Origin of the sequence: Pelagibaculum spongiae (assembly GCF_003097315.1) — a bacterium.
Taxonomy (GTDB): domain Bacteria; phylum Pseudomonadota; class Gammaproteobacteria; order Enterobacterales; family Pelagibaculaceae; genus Pelagibaculum; species Pelagibaculum spongiae.
Map to the genome: position 1 here is coordinate 1 of NZ_QDDL01000001.1, position 25,689 is coordinate 25,689.

At 44.1% G+C, this 25,689-nt stretch carries 25 protein-coding genes and 1 tRNA gene; 9 read left to right on the plus strand and 17 right to left on the minus strand.

What is annotated here, in order from left to right:
• Positions 1 to 294: 294 nt before the first annotated feature.
• The 3 genes from DC094_RS00005 to DC094_RS00015 form a co-directional block, all read right to left on the minus strand.
• Positions 295 to 891, minus strand: coding sequence for an acyloxyacyl hydrolase (locus DC094_RS00005; protein WP_116685063.1), 597 nt, complete (start codon positions 889 to 891; stop codon positions 295 to 297).
• Positions 892 to 1,509: 618 nt separating this feature from the next.
• Positions 1,510 to 1,998 (minus strand): free L-methionine (R)-S-oxide reductase MsrC, encoded by a 489-nt coding sequence (locus DC094_RS00010; protein ID WP_241503932.1) that lies wholly within the window; start codon positions 1,996 to 1,998, stop codon positions 1,510 to 1,512.
• A 181-nt stretch (positions 1,999 to 2,179) separates the two neighbouring features.
• Positions 2,180 to 2,269 (minus strand) — tRNA-Ser (locus tag DC094_RS00015).
• Positions 2,270 to 2,583: 314 nt separating this feature from the next.
• Here DC094_RS00015 and DC094_RS00020 point away from each other — a divergent pair.
• The 5 genes from DC094_RS00020 (at position 2,584) to DC094_RS00040 (ending at position 4,698) form a co-directional block, all read left to right on the plus strand.
• Entirely contained in the window at positions 2,584 to 3,246 is a 663-nt protein-coding gene (locus tag DC094_RS00020) for a Bax inhibitor-1/YccA family protein (protein WP_116685064.1), read from the plus strand.
• 89 nt (positions 3,247 to 3,335) lie between these two features.
• Positions 3,336 to 3,737 carry a sulfurtransferase complex subunit TusD gene (gene tusD / locus DC094_RS00025; RefSeq protein WP_116685065.1) on the plus strand — a complete coding sequence of 134 codons (402 nt, stop codon included), beginning with the start codon at positions 3,336 to 3,338 and terminating at the stop codon, positions 3,735 to 3,737.
• Positions 3,737 to 4,093 carry a sulfurtransferase complex subunit TusC gene (gene tusC / locus DC094_RS00030; RefSeq protein WP_116685066.1) on the plus strand — a complete coding sequence of 119 codons (357 nt, stop codon included), beginning with the start codon at positions 3,737 to 3,739 and terminating at the stop codon, positions 4,091 to 4,093. Before tusD ends, tusC begins: the two co-directional genes overlap by 1 nt.
• Positions 4,086 to 4,364 (plus strand): sulfurtransferase complex subunit TusB, encoded by a 279-nt coding sequence (tusB, locus tag DC094_RS00035; protein WP_116685067.1) that lies wholly within the window; start codon positions 4,086 to 4,088, stop codon positions 4,362 to 4,364. The genes tusC and tusB overlap by 8 nt, the downstream gene beginning before the upstream one ends.
• A 1-nt stretch (position 4,365) precedes the next feature.
• Positions 4,366 to 4,698: a TusE/DsrC/DsvC family sulfur relay protein gene (locus tag DC094_RS00040; protein WP_116685068.1), complete on the plus strand. Its 333-nt coding sequence runs from the start codon at positions 4,366 to 4,368 to the stop codon at positions 4,696 to 4,698.
• A 127-nt stretch (positions 4,699 to 4,825) separates the two neighbouring features.
• Here the strand turns inward: DC094_RS00040 and cutC are convergent, their stop codons facing one another.
• From cutC to DC094_RS00095, 11 genes are all read right to left on the minus strand, one after another.
• Positions 4,826 to 7,282 carry a choline trimethylamine-lyase gene (cutC, locus tag DC094_RS00045; RefSeq protein ID WP_116685069.1) on the minus strand — a complete coding sequence of 819 codons (2,457 nt, stop codon included), beginning with the start codon at positions 7,280 to 7,282 and terminating at the stop codon, positions 4,826 to 4,828.
• 168 nt (positions 7,283 to 7,450) lie between these two features.
• Positions 7,451 to 8,761, minus strand: coding sequence for a hypothetical protein (locus DC094_RS00050; protein ID WP_116685070.1), 1,311 nt, complete (start codon positions 8,759 to 8,761; stop codon positions 7,451 to 7,453).
• 11 nt (positions 8,762 to 8,772) lie between these two features.
• Positions 8,773 to 9,207 (minus strand): type 2 periplasmic-binding domain-containing protein, encoded by a 435-nt coding sequence (locus DC094_RS00055; RefSeq protein ID WP_116685071.1) that lies wholly within the window; start codon positions 9,205 to 9,207, stop codon positions 8,773 to 8,775.
• 10 nt (positions 9,208 to 9,217) lie between these two features.
• Positions 9,218 to 10,381 (minus strand): hypothetical protein, encoded by a 1,164-nt coding sequence (locus DC094_RS00060; protein WP_116685072.1) that lies wholly within the window; start codon positions 10,379 to 10,381, stop codon positions 9,218 to 9,220.
• 6 nt (positions 10,382 to 10,387) lie between these two features.
• The gene (locus tag DC094_RS00065) at positions 10,388 to 10,807 is read right to left on the minus strand and encodes a phosphate ABC transporter substrate-binding protein (protein WP_116685073.1); all 420 of its coding nucleotides are present in this window, start codon (positions 10,805 to 10,807) and stop codon (positions 10,388 to 10,390) included.
• Between the two features lie 32 nt (positions 10,808 to 10,839).
• Complete coding sequence (locus DC094_RS00070) at positions 10,840 to 12,165, minus strand: porin (protein ID WP_116685074.1); 1,326 nt, start codon at positions 12,163 to 12,165, stop codon at positions 10,840 to 10,842.
• 189 nt (positions 12,166 to 12,354) lie between these two features.
• On the minus strand, positions 12,355 to 13,326 hold the full coding sequence (locus DC094_RS00075; protein ID WP_116685075.1) for a precorrin-2 dehydrogenase/sirohydrochlorin ferrochelatase family protein: 972 nt from the start codon (positions 13,324 to 13,326) through the stop codon (positions 12,355 to 12,357).
• Between the two features lie 5 nt (positions 13,327 to 13,331).
• Positions 13,332 to 14,606 (minus strand): serine--tRNA ligase, encoded by a 1,275-nt coding sequence (gene serS / locus DC094_RS00080; RefSeq protein ID WP_116685076.1) that lies wholly within the window; start codon positions 14,604 to 14,606, stop codon positions 13,332 to 13,334.
• Positions 14,607 to 14,814: 208 nt separating this feature from the next.
• Positions 14,815 to 16,131 (minus strand): replication-associated recombination protein A, encoded by a 1,317-nt coding sequence (locus DC094_RS00085; RefSeq protein ID WP_116685077.1) that lies wholly within the window; start codon positions 16,129 to 16,131, stop codon positions 14,815 to 14,817.
• The gene (gene lolA, locus DC094_RS00090) at positions 16,128 to 16,736 is read right to left on the minus strand and encodes an outer membrane lipoprotein periplasmic chaperone LolA (protein ID WP_116685078.1); all 609 of its coding nucleotides are present in this window, start codon (positions 16,734 to 16,736) and stop codon (positions 16,128 to 16,130) included. The genes DC094_RS00085 and lolA overlap by 4 nt, the downstream gene beginning before the upstream one ends.
• Positions 16,737 to 16,739: 3 nt before the next feature.
• Positions 16,740 to 19,085 carry a DNA translocase FtsK gene (locus DC094_RS00095; RefSeq protein WP_422615572.1) on the minus strand — a complete coding sequence of 782 codons (2,346 nt, stop codon included), beginning with the start codon at positions 19,083 to 19,085 and terminating at the stop codon, positions 16,740 to 16,742.
• A gap of 319 nt (positions 19,086 to 19,404) precedes the next feature.
• On the opposite strand from DC094_RS00095, the gene aat reads away from it, so the two are divergent.
• From aat to infA, 3 genes are all read left to right on the plus strand, one after another.
• A complete protein-coding gene (gene aat, locus DC094_RS00100) occupies positions 19,405 to 20,112 on the plus strand; it encodes a leucyl/phenylalanyl-tRNA--protein transferase (RefSeq protein WP_116685080.1) in 708 nt (235 codons plus the stop codon).
• Complete coding sequence (locus DC094_RS00105; protein ID WP_158527180.1) at positions 20,109 to 20,834, plus strand: arginyltransferase; 726 nt, start codon at positions 20,109 to 20,111, stop codon at positions 20,832 to 20,834. Before aat ends, DC094_RS00105 begins: the two co-directional genes overlap by 4 nt.
• Positions 20,835 to 20,903: 69 nt before the next feature.
• Complete coding sequence (gene infA, locus DC094_RS00110) at positions 20,904 to 21,122, plus strand: translation initiation factor IF-1 (protein WP_116685082.1); 219 nt, start codon at positions 20,904 to 20,906, stop codon at positions 21,120 to 21,122.
• A 2-nt stretch (positions 21,123 to 21,124) separates the two neighbouring features.
• Here infA and clpA read toward each other — a convergent pair whose 3' ends face one another.
• Both clpA and clpS read right to left on the minus strand, forming a co-directional pair.
• Entirely contained in the window at positions 21,125 to 23,386 is a 2,262-nt protein-coding gene (gene clpA / locus DC094_RS00115; protein ID WP_116685083.1) for an ATP-dependent Clp protease ATP-binding subunit ClpA, read from the minus strand.
• 45 nt (positions 23,387 to 23,431) lie between these two features.
• Positions 23,432 to 23,785 carry an ATP-dependent Clp protease adapter ClpS gene (gene clpS / locus DC094_RS00120; protein ID WP_206605536.1) on the minus strand — a complete coding sequence of 118 codons (354 nt, stop codon included), beginning with the start codon at positions 23,783 to 23,785 and terminating at the stop codon, positions 23,432 to 23,434.
• Positions 23,786 to 24,019: 234 nt separating this feature from the next.
• On the opposite strand from clpS, the gene cspD reads away from it, so the two are divergent.
• Complete coding sequence (cspD, locus tag DC094_RS00125) at positions 24,020 to 24,247, plus strand: cold shock domain-containing protein CspD (RefSeq protein WP_116685084.1); 228 nt, start codon at positions 24,020 to 24,022, stop codon at positions 24,245 to 24,247.
• Between the two features lie 86 nt (positions 24,248 to 24,333).
• Here the strand turns inward: cspD and icd are convergent, their stop codons facing one another.
• On the minus strand, positions 24,334 to 25,590 hold the full coding sequence (gene icd, locus DC094_RS00130) for an NADP-dependent isocitrate dehydrogenase (protein ID WP_116685085.1): 1,257 nt from the start codon (positions 25,588 to 25,590) through the stop codon (positions 24,334 to 24,336).
• Positions 25,591 to 25,689: the final 99 nt, after the last annotated feature.

A 25,689-nucleotide genomic window follows, 5' to 3' on the forward strand; every position in this document is an offset into this window, starting at 1 on the left:
GAGAAATCAAGGCAAATTTTTCACGGGTTACATCGCTGGGATAAGGCTGTCTTTCGGACATCAAAGGCTGCTACATAAGTACTTTGATTGTAATTATCTCACAGCATAGAGATTCTAAACAGGTTCTTAGAAAAAGATATATATACTTACAAAACGAAGCCACCCCAATCAATTGTTTTAATTGTCAATAACCAGCTACAGCAGCCTTTGCGACAAGATATATCTTTAATCAAAGGTTTTTGTTTGCAATAAAAAACAGCCTATCAAATCAACCAATCAGTTAATTACTAACATTTAATACCAATAGCCAAAACTCAGCACCTGGAAATTCAAGCTTTCGTTAGGTGTTTTCATATTGGCATTAGAATAGTGCAGCCATTTAAAATTAATTTCATACTGCTGCCTACTACCAAAGCGGCTACCCGCACCTGCCATTAATTCAAAGTTGAATGACGAACTTTTATCTACTGGGGAATTAGCATTTTTTTTCAATGCCTTGCCCGACATAAAACCGCCACCAACACCTGCTTCGATAAAATTATTCGATGGGCCGAAGGCTTTGGCTAGCCGTACGCTAGGCAGTAACATTAAGGCGGCAATTGAATTACTGCCATAACTGGAAGCTTTATCAGGATCAAGTGAACTGTTCCATTGATTTAGACTAGTCACCAAATGCCCTTCCAGCTGCCAACCCGAATGTGCAATTGGCCACTCAACTACTTGCCACTGCAATGCTAGCCGAAGATCTTGTGCAGTAAGGCGCTTATCACCCACATTCTGACCATAACCGAGTGACAATTGATCAGGAGCCAAGCTCCAAGTTTTGACTGGCAAAGCAAACCCTAGCGTAGAAAATGAACACAGCAGTAAAATAGCAATTAATCGTTGCATATACGCCTGCCTCACTTGAGTCAATAATTTGACGATATACTTTTTATCGTTAATTTTGAAGAGAATCCTAATAAAAACCTTGTTTACTTCAGCCTATTTTAAAATAGATTTAAAGCGATCTTTTAACAGATACCTTTCTACAAAAACTAGCCAGCAAAACGATTTTTTATGTCCGAAAACTACCCGTATTTTATTCCCTCACAAAAAAAATTATAAAAAGATCATTTACGCAGTCATGTTTATTTGAGTATCGGGACGTTTCTTATTATTTCGTACTAATACTAACAATACAGTTCGGAGTGACGCAGATTTAACCAAAAGAACTCGACCCCAGTTGGTGAGCAATCTGTCCCTGTAGAGTTCTTAGGTGAAATTATTGGTTTTCTGAGATGGTTGGCTGCATAAAACACAGTTTTGTCCTGTGGCAGCAATAGAAGGTAAGCGCTAGCAGCATGAGGTGATAGGAGGCTGGTTGTCGACGCAGCGCTTTGACAACGTATCTTGTCAAGCTACACAACCAAAAGCTAAGCATGAAATTTCAACATTACACTGCAATAAAAAACGGGCTGAGTTAATAAAACCCAGCCCGTTTTTAGTATGTCAGAATCTATGCGGCAATTAATTCAATGCAATGGACTTGATTTGATCAACCTGTGTTGCTTGAAGGTAAATATCTAACAAACCAGCAATACCTTCGGCATCTTGCTGATTGAACCGACCGATATTCGGGCTATCTAAATCCAGCACGCCGAGCAACTGATCATCAACGATGACTGGAACCACCAACTCAGAATTACTGGCGGCATCACAGGCAATGTGACCTGGAAAAGCATGAACATCTTCAATCATCTGAATTTGACGGGTTTCGGCGCAAGTTCCGCACACACCTTTACCGATTGGAATTTCAACACAAGCTGGTTTGCCCTGAAACTGACCGAGCAGTAATTGCTGATCTCGCATCCAATAAAACCCTGCCCAATTTAAATTAGGTAACTGATCAAATAGAAAAGCAGTCAACTGAGAACTGTTGATCAAAAAATCACGATGCCCGCTCAGCAAACCTTTCAACATGGTTTGCAAATCTGAGTAATTGATTTCTTCAGACAAGGGTTTCTCCAAAAACATATAAGGCGATAAAACTATTTTATAATGAACAGTCCGACTAGCCCCAAGGCTAATTGGTTCCATATGATATGCGAAACTTCTGATATAGCCAATTTAGAACTGCCATCAAATCGCAGGCATAAAAAAACCCGCTGAAGCCATAAGCTTCAACGGGTTTCAAATGTGGCGGAGGGATAGGGATTTGAACCCTAGAAGGTCGTTAAACCTTGCCGGTTTTCAAGACCGGTGCTTTCAACCGCTCAGCCATCCCTCCAGCGATGCGGCGTATCATACCCAAGCAAAAACAAATTGCAAACTCTTTCCGCTCAACCCTTGAATCACGTGATTCTGCTACAATATAAGCCGTATAAAATACATGACTTAAATAGGGCTTATTTCGATTCACATTAGAAAATATTAACCGTGCATTTCCTTTGATTAACCTTGCTGAAATTAAGTGACTCGCCATTAACAAATGGTGCGACACACAATTAATAAGCAAAAATCGTGACAACGGAACAACTAGCGCTTGATTTGTCTAAAGGTGAACGAATATCCTTCTTTTTGAAATTAACACAAGGAGTGATCATGCAAGAGCAAGCTATCTCTCATGCCGGTGGTTCAGCACTCGCTACCAACCGCGTTTTACGTAACACTTACTTTTTACTCGGTTTAACCCTGCTGTTTAGTGGCATGGTAGCTGGCGTGGCTATGGCACTTAACCTGCCTCACCCTGGCTTTATCATCACCCTGGTAGGCTTTTATGGTTTGCTGTATTTAACTCATAAAACGGCCGAATCAGCAGCCGGCATTGCCAGTGTTTTTGCTCTGACAGGCTTTATGGGTTACACCCTAGGCCCAATGATCAACATGGTGATTCAGGCTGGCGGCAGTGAAATCGTCATGACTGCAATGGCTGGTACCGGTGCAATTTTTGTTGTGTTGTCGGCAATTGCACTGACCACCAAGAAAGATTTTAGCTTCCTTGGCAAGTTCATGATGGTTGGTTTCTTCGTACTGATTCTGGGTATGGTTGCCAATATCTTCTTGAACATTCCAGCGCTGCAATTAGCTATTTCTGCTGGTTTCATTCTGTTCTCTTCCGCTGCAATCCTCTATCAAACGGGTGAGATCATCAATGGCGGCGAGCGTAACTACATTTTGGCAACGGTGACTTTGTTTGTCTCTATCTACAACATCTTCGTTAGCCTGATGAGCATCTTGATGGCATTGAGTGGCAACGACGATTAATCGCTAGCCCCTTCGTGCTAGTCAATTAATTTAGTCCAAAAGGCGTAATCGACTTCCGGTTGCGCCTTTTTTGGTTTACAAAGCATCCTATGAATACTTCATTAAGCTATACCATCGTCATTAAAGAAGCTCCTTGGCAAGGACAGCAAAGCCTTCAGGCATTGAAGTTCTGCCAAGCACTATTGGAAAAGGGCCATCATTTGGCTCGAGTGTTCTTTTATCAAGACGGTGTTCTCAACGCCTCAGCCTTACAATGGCGACCTGCTGATGAAAACAGCATCGAGTCTCAGTGGCGCGAATTCGCCTTAAAACACCAGCTAGAATTGGCACTTTGTATTACCGGCTCATTGCGTCGCGGCATTACCGATGCAAAAGAAGCCCAGCGCAATGCTCTGCCTTCCAGCAATGTGCAGTTACCTTGGGCATTAACTGGTTTAGGTCAGTTGATTGAAGCCAGCGTTGAATCTGATCGCACAGTGAGCTTTGGCTAATGAAAAAATTCTTATTTATTCATAGCCAACCACAGCAATCGATCGAATCCCGAGAAGGTCTTGATGCGCTAATGGTCGCTGCTGCTTTTGATCAAGACTGTAGTTTGCTATTTCTGGGCCAAGGTTTGTTGCAGCTAAAAAAACAGCAAAATGCCAAGTTAATTGATAGCAAAGCCATTGATGGCGCATTAAAAACCCTACCCTTCTACGATGTCGAAGAAATCTACGTCGCTAGCCAAGATTTACTGCGCTTTGGTTTGACTGAGCAAGATTTATTGTTGCCAGTGAAGCTTCTCGATCAAAACCAACTCAGCACCTTTTTGACGCAATACCAGGAGGTACTGCACCTTGGCTAATTGCTTGCATTTGGTTTTTGAACCCCAGGCATTGGAAAACAGCCTGCGGTGCTTTGATCAACAAGACAGTTTGGTATTAATCGGCAATGGCGTGGCTGCTGCGATTGATCACCAGCAAAACCTACCCAGCCAGTGTTTTGTCATTGCCGATGAATTTATTGCCCGTGGCTTTGATCAATCACTTTTAACATCGGATCAAATTCAATTGATCGATATGATGCAACTGGTTGAATTAACCGAAACACACTCAAAATCGGTTAGTTGGAAATAAAATGACTTTATTGGTAAATCAACAGACTATCGAAACGGATCCAGAAGGATATTTATTAGATCTAAAGATCTGGGATCAGCAGGTTGCTACAGCCATTGCCGAGCAAGAAGGCATTGCACTGACTGAAAATCACTGGGAAATCATTCATTTTATGCGTGATTTTTATCAGACTTACGATACTACGCCAGCAGTGCGCGCACTGGTAAAAGCAGTCAAAGAAAAATATGGCCCGGAAAAAGGCAGCTCCAGCTACCTGTTTAAATTATTTCCGGAAGGGCCAGCCAAGCAGGCGAGTAAATTGGCAGGATTGCCTAAACCGGCTCGTTGTTTGTAAAACAAGTTAAATGGAAATGATTGCATGAAGTAGGTTTGATAAGCCGAAGGCGTAATCAGACACTTTTGGAATTTACCGCTAGATGTCTGATTTCGCTAGCGCTTATCAAACCTACAAACCAACCTCCCTACAACATGGTCCGACTAATCACTTCATCTTGCACTTCTTTGCACAGCTCAACAAAAAAAGCACTGTAGCCAGCAACTCGTACCATTAAATCTCGATATTGCTCTGGATTTTTCTGTGCTTTTACCAAGGTTTCATTGTCCAGATAATTAAACTGCATTTGCGCATTACCCAATACAGACGCTGTTCTTAGCAAATTCACTAAGCCAGCCTCTCCCTGCGGCGTATCCAGCGAGCCTTTAAGTAATTTGAAGTTATGCGCCATACCTAGGCTCATAGATTCCACATTAATTTTACTGACCGATTTAATCACTGCCGTGGGACCAAATTTGTCTGCACCCTGCGATGGACTCATTCCATCAGAAAGCGGCGCACCGGCAGCTCGGCCGTTAGGCGTTGCAGCAATCATTTCACCCAATGGGGTGTTGAATGATTGCGACAAGGTACCGTGAATCATTCGGGCAAATAACGTTTTATGCTGGTTAATTCTTTTTTCAGTAAAATCAGTAATATCTTTTGCAATGAGATCGGCATAATCATCATCGTTGCCATATTTTGGCGCAGCCAAGCAATCTCTTTGAATTTCTTCAAACTCAGCGCCCTGCCAGTTAGCGTCCATTGCTAATTTGATTTGTTCAAGACTGTATTTCTGATCATCAAAAACCAGTTTTTTAATCGCCGCCATACTATCAACATAAGTGCCTAATCCAGCAAAAATAGTACCCGGACCATCGTAAAGCACCGCCCCACCGTTAGTTACGTCTTTACCTTTTTCCATGCAACCATTAACAAATAGCGACATGTAAGGCGTTGGCATAGTATCTCGCACTAACTCCTGATTAATAATGGTGCCTTTGGCAGTTAGTCGAAGAACATGCTCGATCTGCTGCTTAACCGCTGCATCAAACTGGTCATAGGAGGTAAATGAAGATAATGGCCCGCTATCCAGCCCTTGACGACTATCACCATTTAAATTGTTTTCTGGCAAGCCATCGTAAGAGAGAATTTTACCGCGATTAAATACAAACTCGATTGCCACCGGCCACTGGGTAAAACCGCCCACAGTCCACTGGTGCAGTCGACCTGATTTTTGCGGTTCGACACAACCCATTAAGCAGTAATCTCGCGCATCATCGAAATCAAACCCTTTTCGCAACATCATTTTGATATGGGCATCGTCAAAATGGCAGGCAGGCATACCACCACCCGCCTTCACAACATCGCTAATTTTCTTTAAATATTCGATCGGCGATTGATTGTGAATCCGGCAAGCCAAGGAAGGTTGGTAAACATTGGTTAGCCTGACCGCATCCATAACTAAATAAGTCAGTGGATTTGTCGCATCACCACCGTCACGCATTTGTCCGCCGACACAGATATTAATAAACGGCATGTAGCCAGCAAAATAAGTGGCAGTTGCTTCCGGGGTGTACCAAACCATTTCTGAGCATTTAAGAATAAAACAGCCCATTAATTCCAGCGCTTGCTCAAGCGTTAAAGCACCAGATTCAATATCTGCCATAAAACAAGGCAAAACATACTGATCAAAGCGCCCTAGTGAAGTACTGCACTGATTTTCTTCTAATAAGAATAACGACTGAATAGTCCAGATGCTTTGCAAGGCTTCATGGAAACTTTTCGGTGGATTCGCCGGCACTCGTTCATTGATTTCAGCAATTTTCAGCAACTCTGCCTTTCGAACAGAATTTTGCTCTTGCAGCGCCAATTCTCGTGCATGTTGGGCAACCCGCTGGGCATAAATTAAAATACCGTTACAAGTTTCAATTGCTGCTTGGTAAAAAACTATTTTTTCCTGGGTAGCATCAGACCGGTCGGTTAATGGTACTTCGCAAGCCTTAGCTAAATATTCTTTAGCTTCAGCTTTTAATCCGCTTACACCCTTGGTAAATAATAAAATATCGTAACCCGGGCTAGTATCACCACCACCACTTGTGTGGTGATAAGAAAGATCGCTCACATAAGCTTCTGAAGAAAACTCCCACAAGCCTGCCGCCCTGAATTTACTTTCACAGGCTTCATCAATTGAGCGGCCTTTCCAGAAAGGGAAGATTTTATCTTTGAGGATTTTTTTATCCGCTTCAGCAATCAAGTAAGGATCTTGGGAGCGAGTGCTGATGGTCTCTAACTCATCTTCTAGCCAGCGCCATGCCGTATCCGGCGAGAAAGCGCCCGCTCTTGGCTTACCGCAAGGATGACCAACCACTAATTCATCGGGCTGAATTATCATCGGCGCTATTTCACAAGCACGCTTAAAGCCTTTTGCTCGTTGAAGATTTTTTGAAAGATCCGGGTGTTTCGCAACAATTTCGGTATAAGCAAGCGCGCGTTCAATCGTAATACTCGGCTTTACCGTTAAATAACGCTGCTTAAGCGATTTAAGCCTTTCTGGTAACGGGGTATCAAATGAAAAACCAGCCGATGAGCTTGCTTGTTGCATGGTTTAATTCCAATAAACTTAAAATCTATCACTCAAGTTTATTTAACCAACCCACTAGCCTTGATGATCTATGTCTACCAGCAATCAATCACAAAAGATTCAATTTAGAGCGATTTTAAGCAAAAAAAACCAGCATTATAAATGCTGGTTTTTAGCTTTTGATAATAATCAGAATACGGTATCTACCGCGATGCTGATCATATTGTCACTTTGATTCTCTTCTGCGCCTGGCCCAAACAAGCCACGACTATTTTCAGTCGCTTTAATGTGTGCATATTCAAACTTAATTGCATAACCACCATCGGCATCATAACGAACACCAGCAGTTGTTGTGTTTTGTTTAGAATACTCACCAAAAGGAGATCGTGGTGCTGAAGGTGGTGCACCTTTATCATCAGTCTCTGCGTATGTCAGATGCGGAGTCCATTTCCCAAAACGATAACCAGCAGATACATACCACGCTCTAATATCAGGACTTAATGGCTGACCATTCGCTGCTTTAAGCAAATTCAACTGCAGTGTTTGTTCTGGAGAAGCTTGACCACTCGCTAATAACAAATCCAGCGAGCCTGCATCAACATCAACCCTGCCATCAAACTCCAGCCAAACATGCTCAGCACTCAGCAAAAAGTTTCCCCATTCGCCGCGAAAGCCCAAATTGAAAAATTTGGCAGAATCATCAAACACTACTTCAGGGCCCTTTGCGCCAGCGGCAGCCGCATCTTGCATTGCTTGATTACCACCGCCATTAGCTACAATAGCTGAGGCAATTGAAGGCGAAATGGATTCCACTGAATAATCTAGGTCGACTTGTCCAATAAGACCACGCAACAACCAACCATTACCCTCTAGCGAAAGGGCTGATCCGATAACGTTATTGTAATCAAGCTCACCAAAGCTGACATCTTCCGATGCCTGACCGCCAATTAATTGAACACCTAATTCCATACCACCAATTTGCCAACGGCTTAATAAATCAAAACCATTGCTGTTATTAATCAGTGGATGGGTATAGACCTCTAAAGGCGGGCGAATCCAGTGATACGAATAAGAAACATCTAACGTATCTGAGTACAGAAATAGCGGTAATCGAGTACGCCCTAAACGTAAATCAGTATCGGGAGAAAAGCTCCAGGTTAAATAGGCCCATTCTGCAGACAAGTCATAATCGTCTTGACCGCGCGCTAAAACCTGCGCGGTGAATGCGGCTTTTTCGCTGATGGCAAAATCAAACTGAATACCGACTTTTGAATCGGCTTCGAAAGAAAATTTATCGTCAACAAAACCTTCTTCTTGGCGAATAGCATCAGCGCCGATATAACTGGTCTCTGAATCACCGATAACGGCGGCACCGATGGTGCCAAAACCGTTATAGGTTAGCCCATCTAACGCCTGAGCTGAAAAAGGTAAGCTAGCTGCAATTGCCACTGCTAACAAACTTTTTTGAATGCGTATTTTTTTAATTATTGGTTGTTTCATGACATCCCCAATCAATCCAACGTCAGTACTACACGGACTGATTTATCTACCTTTTCGGAATCGACATAACCAATCATGTTTGGATTGGAGCCTACCAAAAGAACCACATTATCATTGGTTCCAACTGCTCTTGGAGGCGAACCTTTACCAGTAAAAATTAATCGTGCCCACCAGGACTTCAGCTGGCTGGCATTTTTATTTACCAGTTCCACATAAAACTGATCTCGAATCTCAGAACCTTCATTTTGGTCAACCGGCACAGCAACTGAACCATCTTTAAAGCTATGCTGTTTGCCTAAAAACAGCCTGGCAACATCGTCTTTATTTAAATAGACCGCGTTGCCCGGATGCACAATTACTGAAATATCCGCCACCGCTTGAATTGAAAATAATGACAACGCAAGCGCGGCTATTTTCAAAGGTGCGTTTTTTATCTTGTGCTGCATAACTTATTTCTCAGAAAGTTAAATCCAGGCCAATGCTGTAAATCCAAACATTTACATCACCAGAGTTGGGCAATAGCGTGTCATTATTGCTATCGGTAAAAAAGGCACTTTTATTGTTAACTGCTTCGGCATATTCAGCTTCCATTTTTAATGCCACACCATTATCTAGTTCTTGGCGTAACCCAAGGGTTCTGTTTCGCCCTTCAAAGCCAATCGGAAATTTAATACCACTGGCAGTAGTCCCAGCTACATCATCACTGGAATAAGCTGAATGGGTATAGTGCAGCATGGTGTTGTTGGTAATTCGATAACCTAACGTGGCATACCAGCCTTCAAAATCTTCATAAAGACTCGATATGTTTTCGTATGTATTGTTTGAAGTATCAAAAATTCGACCATCACCGGGCTTATGATCGAGCTGGACATATTCGCTCATCCAAAGCCAACTACCGGTATCAATCGACAGTGCAACACCAAAAAAATCCGTTTTTACATCGGCTTCTAGCACAGGTACTTGCCTACCTGCATCATCTTTCAATGGACCTTCTAATCGGCCAACATTGGCTCGCAATTGAAATATATCGCCAGAAAGATTAATCGATGAACCATAAAGCTTTTCTGTTTTCAAGCGAATTGGCGTAGTACCTGTGGTTCCGGTGAATTCTTCACTACCGCCAAAAGCCTGTAGTGATAAATCCATCGAACCGACAGGCATTCGATAGACCAGATCTAAACCATTGAAGTTGGCAAAAGGTACAACAAAAGTGTCATAAATCGAAGATGGCGGACGAATCCATGGATAGGCGTAGCCAACATCACGATAATCTGAAATTAAAAAGATCGGTAACTTTAAGCGACCGCCTTTTAAGGTCAGGTTGTCATTGAATCGGTGCGCTAAAAACGCCCATTCAGTGCGTACATCAAAATTGTCATCACCACGGGCAACTAATTGAATTGTTGCACTGGATTTATTGGTGAGATCAAAACCAAACTGCAAACCTAAAGCGGTATCTTGATCGGTATTCAGATCATTAGAAATATCGTCAAAGGTATATTTTTGATTATTGGTCTTTGAAGCAACTAACGAAGCAAAGCCATTCAGCTCGTAAGCTGAAGCAGGCAAAGCGGTTGCCAACAACACTGCTAAAGATAATTTACAAAGTTTCTGTTTCATTTAGGACTACTCCACCTTCAACAGAACCTTAACCCGGGAATCAACCATACTGGCATCAACATAACCAATATATCCTGGGTATTCGGCAACCTGGTCCACCACCGATTTGGCATTCACCATTTCTTTCGGAGCTCTGGCCTTGCCAGTAAAAATTAACCGTGACCAAGCTGACTTAGCCTGACTTGGGGTAACGCCAACCACCTTGGAATAAAATTCTTTATAAGTTGGGTTTTCTGCCGGTAAATTAATCAGCTTTAAACGCCCAGAACCAGGCAAAGTGCGTAACTTCCCCATGTACAGACGTGCAACTTCTTGTTGCGTGACATAGGAAGTTGCCATACCTGGATGAGCAATCAAAGCTACTTCAGCCATAGCACTAGTGGTAGCTGCGCCCAACAGCGCCAATGCGAGAATCCTCTTGTACATCTTTTTATCCTTCTCTCAGGTCTTTGCCCGGTTTAGAAAACTACATCCAGTGCAATACTGATTAGGTCTGCTTTGGCATTTACTGCACGATTATCGGTATCCGCTGGATTGTTACCCGATTGGACATCGGTCACAACTTGATAGGAATATCCTGAATCGTAGAAGCGACCGATTGAATCATTACTGGCCTCAGTTCTTTGCCATTCAAACTTGAGCGATACCGCGTCATCTAGTTCATAGCGGATGCCGGCTGTAATGGATTTCTGATCATTAGCTATCAGTGTTGGCGCATCTTTTTCATCGGTTGTTAACTTGGCATAAGTAATATGCGGCATTAAATTACCGAAGCGATAACCCAAAGTGGTATACCAGCCAGTGGTATCGGCAATTTGCGGTGAATTCGATACTTTACGCTGCGTCCATTCGCCTAGAACCAACCAATGACCATCATCATACTGCGCACCCAAACCAAGGAATTTACCAGTGCCTTCTATTGAGGCTTGGTATGGGAGTGCGGCTTTTAATAAAGCTGAAGGTCTAGGTGTAGTTCCAGAACTATCAACCAAGTCGCTAGGAGTAGCACCATTCGCAAGCAAACCTAAAGCAATTCTATTTTCACTATTCTGAGGAGTGCCTTCACCAAGCCAGTAAAGCTCTTCATAACCAATCACTGTATTTAGCGCGCCAAACGCACGGGCTTCTAGAGTGATATCACCTTGTACATAACCGGCACGCAGCGTTAAGTGTTCACTGGCAATACTGAAGTTCATGCCGTAAGCGTCATCAACCCGAAATTTAGCTGGTAAACCTGCAATTGGAATGTCTTGTTTAACCGTTCCAACCAATGGCTGGAATAAAATATCCAGATTACCCAATTGGCTAAACCATAAAAGGTCAACACCTTCATAGGCTTCCCAAGGGATCTGGCTATAAACTTCGGCGGGGGGGCGTATCCAAGGTAGGCCGTAACCTACTTCCAGATAATCAGACATTAAGAAAATTGGCATCCGCAAGCGGCCGCCACGAACAAGCACATCATCGGTTAATTGAAATTGACCATAAACCCAATCGGCGCGGTTATCCCAGCTTTCTTCCCCTCCCAGGGATTCTGCCTCGGCAATAAACTGCGCTACAAAAGATAAATCATTGCTGGCATCAAAGGTTATTTGAAAACCGGCACGGGTATCATTTTCAAAACTAACTTTATCGTTAATAGATGTGGAATAGCTGACTGCATCGTTGTCACTTTTTGCCGCGCCGACAGTTAAAAAACCATTTAACTGCAATGGCAGTTCCGTGGCGAAAACCGGAGAAGCAATAAGAGAAGCGATCAGTGCAGGAAGAACCTTCTTTTTCATCTGCACAGCTCCAAGGGAACATCATTCTTTTTATTAGCGGGGTACTGCACCCTACACGTCAGGGAATAAGACATGAGTACTGCAATTCTTTTTGTAATTATTTTCAGTAGCTACTTTATTTTGTTACACGACCGTGTCAATCAAAAACACTGTCACTTGTCACTTTTCTGGGCGTTACATCACACATTTCTAATTGACAGTTGTTTCCGTACTGCCATTGATTAATGAAAAATCAATCGGTCTTTTCTCTGTTTCTAGCGCGATTTCTCCAGCAACTTGTGAATAGCCATCTATTAAGCAAACCACTCGTTCGTTTGAATCAACTCTTTGAAAAACATTCGCTAAGCTATCGTCAGACCATGCTTCGCGACCAGCATCTCTGCGTACTAGATCAAGCAATTCAGGGGGGAAGTTTTCACTGTAGAAAACATGGTCGGCTTGCTGCATTAAACGCAGCGCTCGAAAACAAAAAAGATCGGCCTGTTGACCAAATACTTTGACTAAAACCAAATTACCTTGCTGCGAAATCGGCATACCGATCTGATCGACCAATAACTCTTCCGCATCTTTTACAAGGTTTTTCTCATTTAATTCGGCGAATTTTCCTTCAAAAGCATTTTCCCAAAACCGCCTTCTCAGGGCCAATGACTTGTATGCCAATTTAACCCGTGAGCGGTATTTGTCTGCTAGGCTGGCCATTGCACCCGTTGAGGAAGGTAATAAAGCTTCGATGCGAGAGCGGATTAACCTTGCCAACACCGGCGCACTACCGCCACTGGCAACCGCCACCAAAATAGGCGATCGATCGACAATAGCTGGCATAATAAAACTACATAGCTTTGGTGCATCAACCACATTAACCGGAATATTATTTTGCTGGCATAGCTTGGAAATTTCTTGGTTAACAGCCGAATCACTGGTTGCAGCAACCACCAATGTTTTGGCTGTAATGTCGCCAGCAGCAAATTTCTTCTTGTGCCAGTAAAGTTTTTCACCCGAATCAATAAATTGTTGTATCTCCGAATTAATATCTGGAGACACCACAATTACTTTTGCACCTGCCCTTAAAAGAAGGGCCAGCTTTCTGCTGGCCACCTCTCCACCACCTGCCACTAGGCAGGTGCGGGTTTTCAAATCCAGGAATGCTGGAAGGAAATCCATTTAGATTAGCCTTTCAATACTTTTAGGCCACCCATGTATGGCAGCAGAACTTCCGGTACTCGGATAGAACCGTCTTCTTGCTGATAGTTTTCCAAAACAGCAACCAAGGTACGGCCAACCGCTAAACCAGAACCATTCAATGTATGGAGTAATTCAGGTTTGCCGGTTTCTGGACTACGGAAACGCGCTTGCATTCGACGGGCTTGGAAAGACTCAGTATTACTGCAAGAAGAAATCTCACGATACTGCTGCTGACCTGGCAACCATACTTCGATGTCATAGGTTTTTGCTGCAGAGAAACCAATATCGCCACCACATAAAGTGACCACGCGGTATGGCAGTTCCAACGCTTTCAAAATAGCTTCGGCGTGACTTAGCAATTGATCTAATGCTTCGAAAGATGTTTCTGGATGGACCATTTGCACCAATTCAACTTTGTCGAACTGATGTTGGCGAATCATGCCGCGGGTATCACGACCGGCAGAACCTGCTTCGCTACGGAAACAAGGCGTATGGGCAACATATCGTAATGGCAGATCTTCAGCTGGAACAATCTCATCACGCACTAGGTTGGTTACTGGAACTTCTGCGGTAGGAATCATGTACAAATTCTTATCGCCCTGCATTTTAAACAGGTCTTCTTCAAACTTCGGCAACTGGCCAGTGCCACGTAACGAATCTGGGTTAACCAGATAAGGAACGTAAGCTTCCTGATAGCCATGTTGGTCGACATGAGTGTTCAGCATGAATTGCGCCAAAGCACGATGTAAACGAGCAACCTGGCCTTTTAGTACCACAAAGCGCGAACCAGTAATTTTGGTTGCGACTTCGAAGTCCATGCCAATTGGCATGCCCAAATCAACTTGGTCTTTTGGCTCAAAGGAAAACTCTGTTGGCGTGCCCCATTTGCGCAGCTCAACATTATCGTCTTCATTGGCGCCTTCAGGCACAGATTCATGGGGTATGTTTGGAATGGTGGCCATTAAAGCGTTGATACGCTGTTGGATAGTATCTAGGCTTTCCTTCGCTGCATCCAGACGATCGCCTAACTCACTTACTTCGGCTTTTAAAGGCTGAATATCTTCACCCGCCGCAACCGCCTTACCGATATTCTTGGACTTGGTATTTCTCAGCGCTTGTAATTCCTGCACTTCAATTTGCAGATGCTTACGTTGATCTTCCAGCGAACTAAAACGCTCGGTATCCAGCACAAATCCTCGAACGGCAAGTCGCTTGGCGACTTGGTCAATATCACTTCTTAGTAGTTTGATATCCAGCATCAGTATATTTCCGGCAACTTAAAATCAATTTCTGGTTCTGGCTCGATACGCTTGGCGCATCCAGCAAACAGACCGGTTATCGTAATTGGGCTCTTTACTGCCTGCTATTTCAATTTATCCAGCAGGCAATGGCCTAAAACAAATTGAACCCAGATTAGCACGGCCAAAGGACAGATCGAGCTGTCTTATAGCAAAGAGCACAAGGTTATTAGTATTGATCCTTGCCTGCAGCAGCATCTTGCGCTTGCAACCAGGATATTTTCTCAGCAATTTTTACTTCCAGCCCTCTCGGTTCTGGATAGTAATAACGTTGTTCGCCCAATTGCTCAGGGAAGTAACGTTGCCCAGCAGCATAAGCGTTTGGCTCATCATGGGCATAGCGATATTCGGCACCAAAGCCCATTTCCTGCATCATTTTGGTTGGCGCATTGCGCAAATGAACCGGTACATCTAGCGAGCCATTTTCTCGAGCATCGACTCTAGCCGCTTTAAATGCGGTATACACCGCATTACTTTTCGGTGCGCACGCCAGATAAATGACCGCTTGGGCAATCGCCCGTTCACCTTCGGCTGTACCGACTCTCAAAAAAGCATCCCAAGCATTGAGCGCTACGCTCATTGCTCGTGGGTCTGCATTTCCAATATCTTCCGAGGCAATTGCAACCAGACGACGGGCAATATACAGCGGGTCGCAGCCAGCTTCCAGCATTCTACTAAACCAATATAAAGCGCCATCGGGAGATGAGCCTCGAACTGATTTGTGCAGCGCAGAAATTTGATCGTACCAACCATCACCTTTACGATCGAATCTCAAAGCGTGCTCACCGAGCACTTCAGCTAATTCAACTTCACTGATTGACTGGCCGTCATCCACCAGATCAAAAATAATTTCTAGCAAATTTAAACAGCGGCGACCATCACCATCCGCCGCATTGGCCAACAATTGGCGCATCGGCAGTGGAAACTCAACTTGGCGCTCAACCAAACCTTGTTCAGTGGTCATGCATCGATCAATTAATTCCAGCAATTCATCTGGCGCAAGCTGTTTTAGCAAATGCACTCGGGCGCGAGATAACAGCGCGTTATTGACTTCAAACGATGGATTTTCAGTGGTCGCGCCAATAAACAGCAAAGTGCCGTCTTCAACATGCGGTAAAAAAGCATCTTGCTGGGCTTTATTAAAGCGATGCACTTCATCAACAAACAAAACCGTAGTTCGGCCAGCCGCTTGCTGCATTTTTGCTTCTTCAATGGCGATACGAATTTCTTTCACGCCGGATAAAACCGCCGATAAAGTAATCCAGTGACAACCTGCAGCTTCTGCCAACATCCTCGCCAAGGTAGTTTTACCAGTGCCTGGTGGCCCCCATAGCAACATTGAATAAAGCCGGCCGCTATCTAACGCTCGGCGCAATGGCTTGCCCTCAGCCAGCAAATGTTGCTGGCCGAAATAATCATTTAAAGATTTGGGGCGCATTCTCGCCGCGAGCGGCTGATAGACAGGTTGCGAATGAAACAGGCTCATTGTTCGATTAAATCCACACCTTCTGGTGCAGTAAAGCGGAATTTTGCTGGGTCAATCGATGGGTTGATTTCCAGATCAACAAAACGAATACGGGTTTCGCTACCGAGTTGATCAAACAACACCATGTCGGTTAAACCTTTTTTACTATCCAGCCGTAAACGGATAATTTCAAAAGGACTATTTTCTTTTAGCGGGGTTAACTTAAGCCAATCATCTGCTTCAGCTTCTACCTTGAAATGCTGCTCTAACTGAGTACCCCGATTAGATAAAATCATTGCTGGCGTTTGACTTAATACCGCAAATTGATCTTGAACGATTACTTGTTCTAGCAGCGGATCGTAATTCCATAATTTACGGCCATCAGCAATAATCACTTGCTCGTCAGGTACGTCTACTTGCCAACGGAATTTAGATGGCTGACGCAACCAGAAACGGCCTTGCTGACTACCAGCTAACTGGCCATTTTCTAATCGTGTTTGCTGATCAAAACTAGCTTGCAACTGGTCGACTTTAGCCAACCATGCTTTCAGTTGATCGGCATCACCCGCAAAGGCTGTTACCGGCAACCAAAACGCCAGCAGACAGATCCATAACTTACTTCTCATTAACTACTCCTTACGGGATGGAACCAACACTTCTCGCTGGCCATTCGTTTGCATTTGCGAGACCAGACCCGCAGCTTCCATATCTTCAATTAATCGTGCCGCCCGGTTATAGCCAATTTTCAATCTGCGTTGAACGCTGGAAATTGAAGCCCGACGGCTATCAAGTACAATTTGCACTGCTTCATCATACAGTGGATCCATTTCCCCACCTGATTCACTTGATTGCTCACCTGGTAGGAATACCGCATTAGACGCTGATTCGTCGAGAATGTCCTCAAGGTAATCAGGTTCTCCACGAGATTTCCAATCTTGAACCACTTTGTGCACTTCATCATCAGCAACAAACGCACCATGCACTCGCAGGGTGTGACTGGTTCCTGGTGGCAAGTACAACATATCGCCCATACCTAACAGTTGCTCTGCACCTTGCTGATCAAGAATGGTTCGAGAATCAATTCTCGACGACACCTGAAAAGCCATTCGAGTTGGCACATTGGCTTTAATCAAACCAGTAATCACATCCACCGACGGCCTTTGAGTTGCCAAGATTAAATGAATACCGGCAGCACGGGCTTTTTGGGCAATGCGAGCAATTAATTCTTCAACTTTTTTACCGACAATCATCATCATATCGGCAAACTCATCGACCACCACCACAATATACGGCAACGCCTCTAACTCAGGCGCACTGTCACCACCTTGCTCCGGGTTCCATAGTGGATCAAACAATGGCTGACCAGCTTCTTGCGCATCGGTAACTTTACGATTAAAACCATTAATATTTCGAACACCCAGTGTGGCCATTAATTTATAACGGCGCTCCATTTCACCGACACACCATCGCAAGGCACTGGCTGCTTCTTTCATATCGGTCACTACTGGGCAAAGTAAGTGTGGGATGCCGTCATAAACGGCTAATTCGAGCATTTTAGGGTCAATCATTATTAGGCGAACTTCATCTGGCCCGGCTTTATAAAGCAAGCTCAGCAACATGGCATTCAGACCGACCGACTTACCGGAACCGGTAGTTCCAGCTACTAACAAATGAGGCATTTTTGCCAAATCAACCACGATCGATTCACCAGAAATATCTTTACCTAAGCCCATAGAAAGCGGTGAACTGGCTTTTTCAAATACATCAGATGACAGGATTTCTGATAGACGAACAATTTCGCGCTGTTCGTTTGGAATTTCCAAACCTACATATGGTTTGCCCGGAATCACTTCGACAATTCGCACACTGGTTACAGATAGTGAACGCGCCAAGTCTTTAGACAAATTAGAAACCTTACTAACTTTGATCCCCGGCGCTAGCTCCATTTCAAAACGGGTAATCACCGGGCCTGGGTGAACTTCAATGACCCGTGCTTCAATGTTGAATTCTAACAGCTTGCACTCCACCAGCCGCGACATGGCATCCAATGCTTCAGGAGCAATCTGTTTGCGATCGGTCGTTCCAGCGATGTCTAACAAAGATAGCGGCGGAAGTGGATTGCCAGACTGATCTTCTGGGAACAAATCTTTCTGCTGCTCCTTGATGGCTCTTTTACTTTTCTCAACTGGTTTTGCAGGCGGAATGATTTCTGGGGAAGCAGTTTCTAGCGGTACATCTCCTGACGGCTGACGGGGAAACATTTCTTTTCGCTTTTGCCGCAGCGACTGCTTTTCTACCAACGGATTATTTACCCGCAACGGATCGCTGATAATTTTGCCGATACTAAGATCTTCTGCTTGTAACTTTTCCGCTTCAGTTTTTTCCAACTGCAGCTTTTCAGTACGATCACGCTGAAACTGTTTTAGCTTTTCTAGCAACTCAATCGCTTTACTGCCCAAATTATCGACAAAGCCCAACCAAGAAAACCCGGTTAAAAGCGTCACGCCTGTCAATAACACCGCCCACAATAAAATTGATGCGCCAGCCAAATTTAGACTATCCATCAACCAATGAGTTGAACCAGTACCCAACACGCCGCCTGGGCCATTTGGCAGCCATGACAGCATATTTTGGAAATAGATAAACTCGATTGCCGGTGCCGTGAGTAATACCAAGCAAGCGCCAGCTAAACGAATCGACAATAAAAAATAATCGTCCTCTGACAAACTTTGTAACTTATGCCGGCCTAATTTCCAGGCCAACAAGGCAACCGCTAATGGCAAACCATAGGCGCAAAAACCAAACAGGAAGAATGCTAAGTCTGCAAACCAAGCGCCGCTAGATCCGGCCCAGTTTGTTATTTGAGCATTAAAGCCAGTATGAGACCATCCGGGGTCTTGGGATGAATAGCTGATCAATGCTAGGAAAAGAAAGCACCCCAAAGCCAACAGGAGAATGACCAAAGCTTCAGTCAATCGCATTGCTGCTGATGGTGGGCTATTTGCTGTTTTCACAGTAGGTGTTGTGGTTTTACCAAACAATAGCTGAGGCGTCCTTGTTTCCGCATGCTGATAATCATTGTATAAATCTATACGGCTTTATGAAACAACTGGAACACATCAGTGGGACATCAATTGTCTTTCTGGGCTAACAAACCGATTCAGCGGTCTTTTATCTATCGCGCTAGATCGGCTATTTTTAGCAAATCTAGCGATTAACAGGTAAATCTATTTTGTTTGTAAGTTCGCAACTTAACCGTTTAACCAATATCACTCCCCAAACACTAAGGATTCAATGAACCGACTTCTCTGGCTTGACGAGCATAGCGCTCTATTTCCCAGCCCGGAAATGGCGATGAATGAGCCCAATGGATTACTCGCCGCTGGCGGTGATTTGTCACCAAAAAGATTAATTAGCGCCTATAGCAACGGTATTTTCCCTTGGTATGGTGAAGATGATCCAATTCTTTGGTGGAGCCCTGCCCCCAGATGCGTTTTTTATCCGGGGCAAGTGAAAGTCTCTCGCTCTTTGGCAAAACGTCTTCGACAAAAAAAACTTCATGTCACCATGGATCAAGAATTTGATCGAGTCATCGAAGCCTGCTCTGCCCCTCGAGATGATCAACCTGGCACTTGGCTAAGTCCGGAAATGATCGAAGCTTATCAAAATCTTCATCAGCTAGGTTACGCTCATTCGTTAGAGGTTTGGCAAGATCAGCAATTAGTCGGTGGTCTTTACGGTGTTTCACTGGGCAGGATGTTTTTTGGCGAGTCGATGTTTTCCAGAGTGAGCGATGCTTCAAAAATCGCACTGGTCTATTTATCGGGCCAATTGCAAAGCTGGCAATTTGATTTGATCGATTGTCAGCTACCAACGGCACACTTAGCCAGCATGGGCGCAATTGAAATTAATCGCGATCAGTTTTTAGGCATGCTAGCTGATAATCGCCAGCAACCTGATCGCACTGGAAAATGGAACTTGCAATGGAGTTGGTCCGAATGAACATTCGTCTTTATCTTTCTAGCGAGCAAACCTGCAACTATTTGGAACAAGAAGAATCTCGATCTTTGTTTGTCGACCCAGCGATTAAAATTAACAGCTCGTTAATCAGCCAATTAAGCCAAAATGGTTTTCGTCGTAACGGCTCTTTGCTTTATCGACCACATTGCAATCATTGTAACAAGTGCATGTCATGTCGTGTGATCTGTCGAGATTTCAAACCCAGCAATAGTCAGAAAAAAATTCTCAGGAAGGCTAAATTGCTTGATTGGAAGCTAGTTCCAATGAAATTCACCCAAGAACACTACTACCTCTATCAGAAATATATCGAAGCTCGTCACATTGATGGTGATATGTACCCAGCGTCAGAACAGCAGTATCAAAGCTTTTTAATTTGCGGCGATATCCCTCAATTGCTGCTAGAAATTCGTACTTCGGAAGGCCTACTGATTTGTGGTGCAGCCGTCGATTGCCTCGACGATGGATTTTCGGCAGTCTATTCATATTTCGATCCAGATTTCAGCCAGTTAAGCCTTGGCAAGCTCATCATATTAAGATTGATCGAGCACTGCCAAAGCAGCCAACTAGCTTATGTTTACTTAGGATATTGGATCGAAAATTGCCGCAAAATGGCATACAAAAAAAACTACCCACCAATGGAATTTTTTAACAGAAAGCAGTGGATCTCAGAGCCAGTGAATCACAATGCCGATATGGATCTTTGAAATCCCCTTGCAGTTGGTGCATTATTGCGACCTGAATTTTAACCCCTTGCAGGATTCAACAGACCTGATATGGCAAAAGAAGACAGCATTGAAATGCAGGGAACGGTGATCGACACCCTGCCTAATACCACCTTTCGAGTAGAACTTGAAAACGGGCATGTGGTCACCGCTCACATCTCCGGCAAGATGCGTAAGAACTACATCCGCATCCTAACCGGAGACAAGGTCACTGTGGCATTGACCCCTTACGATCTGAGCAAAGGAAGAATCACCTTCCGAAGCCGCTAGTATTAAGCTTCGGCCAAGGCTGAATATCTGAATACCAGAGACTGGGCATTTTCATCCATGTCAATTTTGACATGGCCACCGCCTGCTAACTCTCCGAATAACAGCTCTTCTGCCAAAGGTTTTTTCAGCTTGTCACGAATGACACGAGCCATGGGGCGAGCTCCCATGGCCCGGTCATATCCTTTTTCTGCTAACCAAGCACGAGCTTCCGCACTGACATCTAGCGTTACGTTCTTACCTTCCAGCAGCACTTCCAATTCAATAATAAATTTGTCGACCACATTATGGATGACTTCCAACGGCAAGTGAGAAAATTGAATCACACCATCAAGACGGTTTCTAAATTCTGGCGAGAAAGTCCGCTTTAATGCAGCCGAGCCATCACCTGATGCTTCTAGCGAAGTAAAGCCAATACCCTTGCGCGTCATTTCTTCAGCACCAGCATTGGTTGTCATGACAATGATAACGTTTCGGAAATCAGCCTGACGACCATTGTTATCGGTCAGCGTACCGTGATCCATTACCTGCAACAGCAGATTGAATACATCTGGATGCGCTTTTTCTAATTCATCAAATAACAATACGCAGTGAGGGTTCTTAACGATCGCCTCAGTTAACAAACCACCTTGGTCGTAGCCAACGTAACCTGGAGGCGCGCCAATCAAACGAGAGACCGTATGGGCTTCCATATATTCAGACATATCAAAGCGAACTAGCTCAATCCCTAGATGAATTGATAACTGACGCGTCACTTCGGTTTTACCAACGCCCGTAGGACCCGCAAAAAGGAAAGAACCAATCGGTTTATCATCACCGCCTAGGCCACTTCTCACCATCTTGATGGATGAACCCAGTTGGTCGATCGCTTCATCCTGACCAAAGACAACCAAACGGAGATCTCTTTCGAGATTTCTAAGGTTTTCACGATCATTGGCAGATACAGTTTTTGGCGGGATTCGAGCAATATCAGCAACGATCGATTCAATCTCGGCCAAACCAATTGTTTTACGTCGTTTAGATACTGGCAATAGCTGTTGTCGGGCACCCGCTTCGTCTAGAACGTCGATCGCTTTATCCGGCAGACGTCGGTCACGAATAAACCTTTCCGAAAGCTCTGCTGCAGCTTTAATGGCAACATTGGCATACTTAATCCCATGGTGCTCTTCGTAACGTTCTTTGAGACCCTTGAGAATAGCGATTGTGTCAAAAACATCTGGCTCATTGACATCAATTTTCTGAAAGCGTCGCGCCAACGCATGATCTTTTTCAAATATGCCGCGATATTCTTGAAAAGTAGTTGAACCAATACATTTCAAATCGCCCGAAGCCAATACGGGCTTAATCAAGTTAGATGCATCCATCACACCACCTGACGCAGCACCGGCACCGATAATGGTATGGATTTCATCAATAAATAAAATCGCACCGGGATGTTTCTTCAGTTGAGATAAAATGCTCTTCAGACGTTTTTCAAAATCACCGCGATATTTAGTGCCTGCCAATAAGGCACCCATATCGAGTGAGTAAATTTCTGCAGAAGCAATTACTTCAGGAACCTGCCCATCAACAATTCGCTTTGCCAAGCCTTCAGCAATCGCTGTTTTACCAACGCCTGCTTCACCCACTAGCAAAGGATTGTTTTTACGGCGACGACATAACACACGAATAGTTCTTTCGACTTCTTTATCCCGACCGATTAATGGATCAATAACGCCATTTCGCGCCTTCTGATTCAAATTAACCGCAAAATTTTCCAAAGAACCTTTATTACTTGGCTCCGACTCTTCATCTAACAAAGAATCAGTATCAGCAGTTGACGAGTCATCTTCGATTTTCGAGATGCCATGCGAGATACAATTAACAACATCTAAACGGCTTACCTGCTGTTGGCGTAAGAAGTAAATAGCCTGGCTTTCCTGTTCACTAAAAATGGCCACCAATACATTGGCACCCGTTACTTCTTTCTTACCAGAAGATTGAACATGAAATACCGCTCGCTGCAGTACTCGCTGAAAACCCAAGGTGGGCTGGGTTTCTCTGTCGTTATCATCACTAGGAATTAACGGTGTGGTTTCATCAACAAAATTGGTCAAATCAGCGCGGATTTTCTCGATATTGACACCGCACGCTTTCAATACACTTACAGCAGCTTGGTTATCTAGCAAGGACAGTAATAAATGCTCAACTGTCATAAACTCATGCCGCTTTTCCCTAGCTTGTCGGAATGCGGCATTTAACGTTTGTTCAAGTTCTTTACTCAGCATGAAGAAAGGACTCCTGGGTTTAAACGGACCGAAAGCGAAACTCGCCTAGCCTTCGACCTTTTCCATGGTGCAAAGCAAGGGGTGCTGGTTACGTCGTGAGAATTCATTCACACAGGCTACCTTGGTTTCTGCAATGTCGCGCGTGTATATCCCACACACGCCACGCCCTTGATGGTGAACTTGAAGCATTACCTCGGTAGCCGACTCTTGGCTGTGAGAAAAAAACTGCCCAAGCACCTGAATAACGAAATCCATCGGGGTGAAATCATCATTCATTAGAATAACCTGATACATGGCAGGCGGCTGTAGCTCGGGGGGAGCGACTTCAACTTCAAAGTCATTTTCGTACCCGGTTTGAACTCCACCGCTCTTGATTTCCAAGTCTAGCTGACAAAACAACGCTTTTCTCCCGCTGTCATATTTATGAGAAACAGTACCACTCAAAAGGTTCCATAACTTTACTTAATAAAACCACGTTGCGTTCAGTAAACATATAGCAGATACATTCACTACTGTAGTAGGAAAATAAGCTTGACTTATAGCTCACCATAAACAAAAGTTAATCCTGACGTACGTCAACAAACGCAAGCGCGTTTGCATGGATATAACTACAAAGCAAAGGAAGTTTGGAGTATGGCAACCGGCACAGTGAAGTGGTTCAACAATGCTAAAGGATATGGCTTTATTTGTCCCGAGGAAGGGGGCGAAGATCTGTTTGCTCACTACTCATCGGTCACGATGGAGGGATACAAAACCCTCAAGGCCGGACAAGCAGTGACATTTGATGTACATGAAGGCCCAAAAGGCTTACATGCCATCAATATTGCATCTGGCGAAGAAGCTGAGACTACAACTCAATAAAATGCCCAAAAACTAAAAAGGTCGGCTAATTAGCCGACCTTTTTTATGCCTGAATATCCGACTAAAGCCGGATATTCATTCTGCAATTACATTTGACTGATAATTTCATCGCCAAACTGAGAGCAGCTCACCAACTGTGCATCATCCATTAAGCGCTCAAAATCGTAAGTAACGGTCTTGGCTTGGATTGCACCATTGGTGCCCTTAATAATCAGGTCTGCCGCTTCTTTCCAGCCCATATGACGCAACATCATCTCAGCAGAAAGAATCAACGAGCCAGGATTTACTTTATCCTGACCAGCATACTTAGGTGCAGTACCATGAGTAGCTTCAAACATTGCAATACCATCACCCAGGTTTGCGCCTGGAGCGATACCGATACCACCAACCTGTGCTGCCAATGCATCAGAAATATAATCGCCGTTCAGGTTCAAAGTAGCGATAACACTATATTCAGATGGACGTAACAAGATTTGCTGCAAGAATGCATCAGCAATCACGTCTTTAATGATAATTGGATTGCCAGTATTCGGATTTTTCAGTGAACACCATGGGCCGCCATCTAACAATTCAGCACCGAATTCTTCACGTGCCAACTGATAGCCCCAGTCTTTGAAAGCACCTTCAGTAAACTTCATGATGTTGCCCTTATGAACCAAAGTCACAGAAGGCAGATCATTATCGATGGCATATTGAATGGCTTGCTTGACTAGGCGTTTGGTACCTGCTTCAGAAACCGGCTTAACACCGATACCACAATTCTCAGGGAAACGAATTTTCGTGGCGCCCATTTCTTCGCGCAGGAATTTAATCAGCTTGTCAGCATCTGCTGTGCCCGCTTCATATTCGATACCTGCATAGATGTCTTCCGAATTTTCACGGAAGATCACCATATCAGTCTTTTCTGGCTCACGTACTGGGCTAGGAACACCCTTAAAGTACTGAACCGGACGCTGACAAACGTATAAATCTAGCTCTTGACGCAACGCAACGTTCAAAGAACGAATACCGCCACCCACTGGAGTAGTTAACGGACCTTTGATAGAAACTACGTAGTCACGAATCGCTCCCAGAGTTTCCTCTGGCAGCCATACATCCTGGCCATAAACCTGGGTCGACTTCTCACCTGCATAAACTTCCATCCAGGAAATTTTGCGTGATCCGCCATAAGCTTTTTCAACTGCAGCATCCACAACCTTGAGCATTGGTGGAGTAACATCAACACCTATGCCATCACCTTCGATAAAAGGAATGATCGGATTGTTTGGAATATTGAGACTTAGATCGGAATTTACGGTGATTTTGTCACCGGACGCAGGGGCTTTGATTTTCTGATATGACATTCTAGCTCCCTCAAGGTAAAGCCATTGAGTAGGTTAAATTTAAGTATTTTCTGGTTTTGTGACCAACCCTAAATGAAGGGGTAAACTACCAGTTATGCA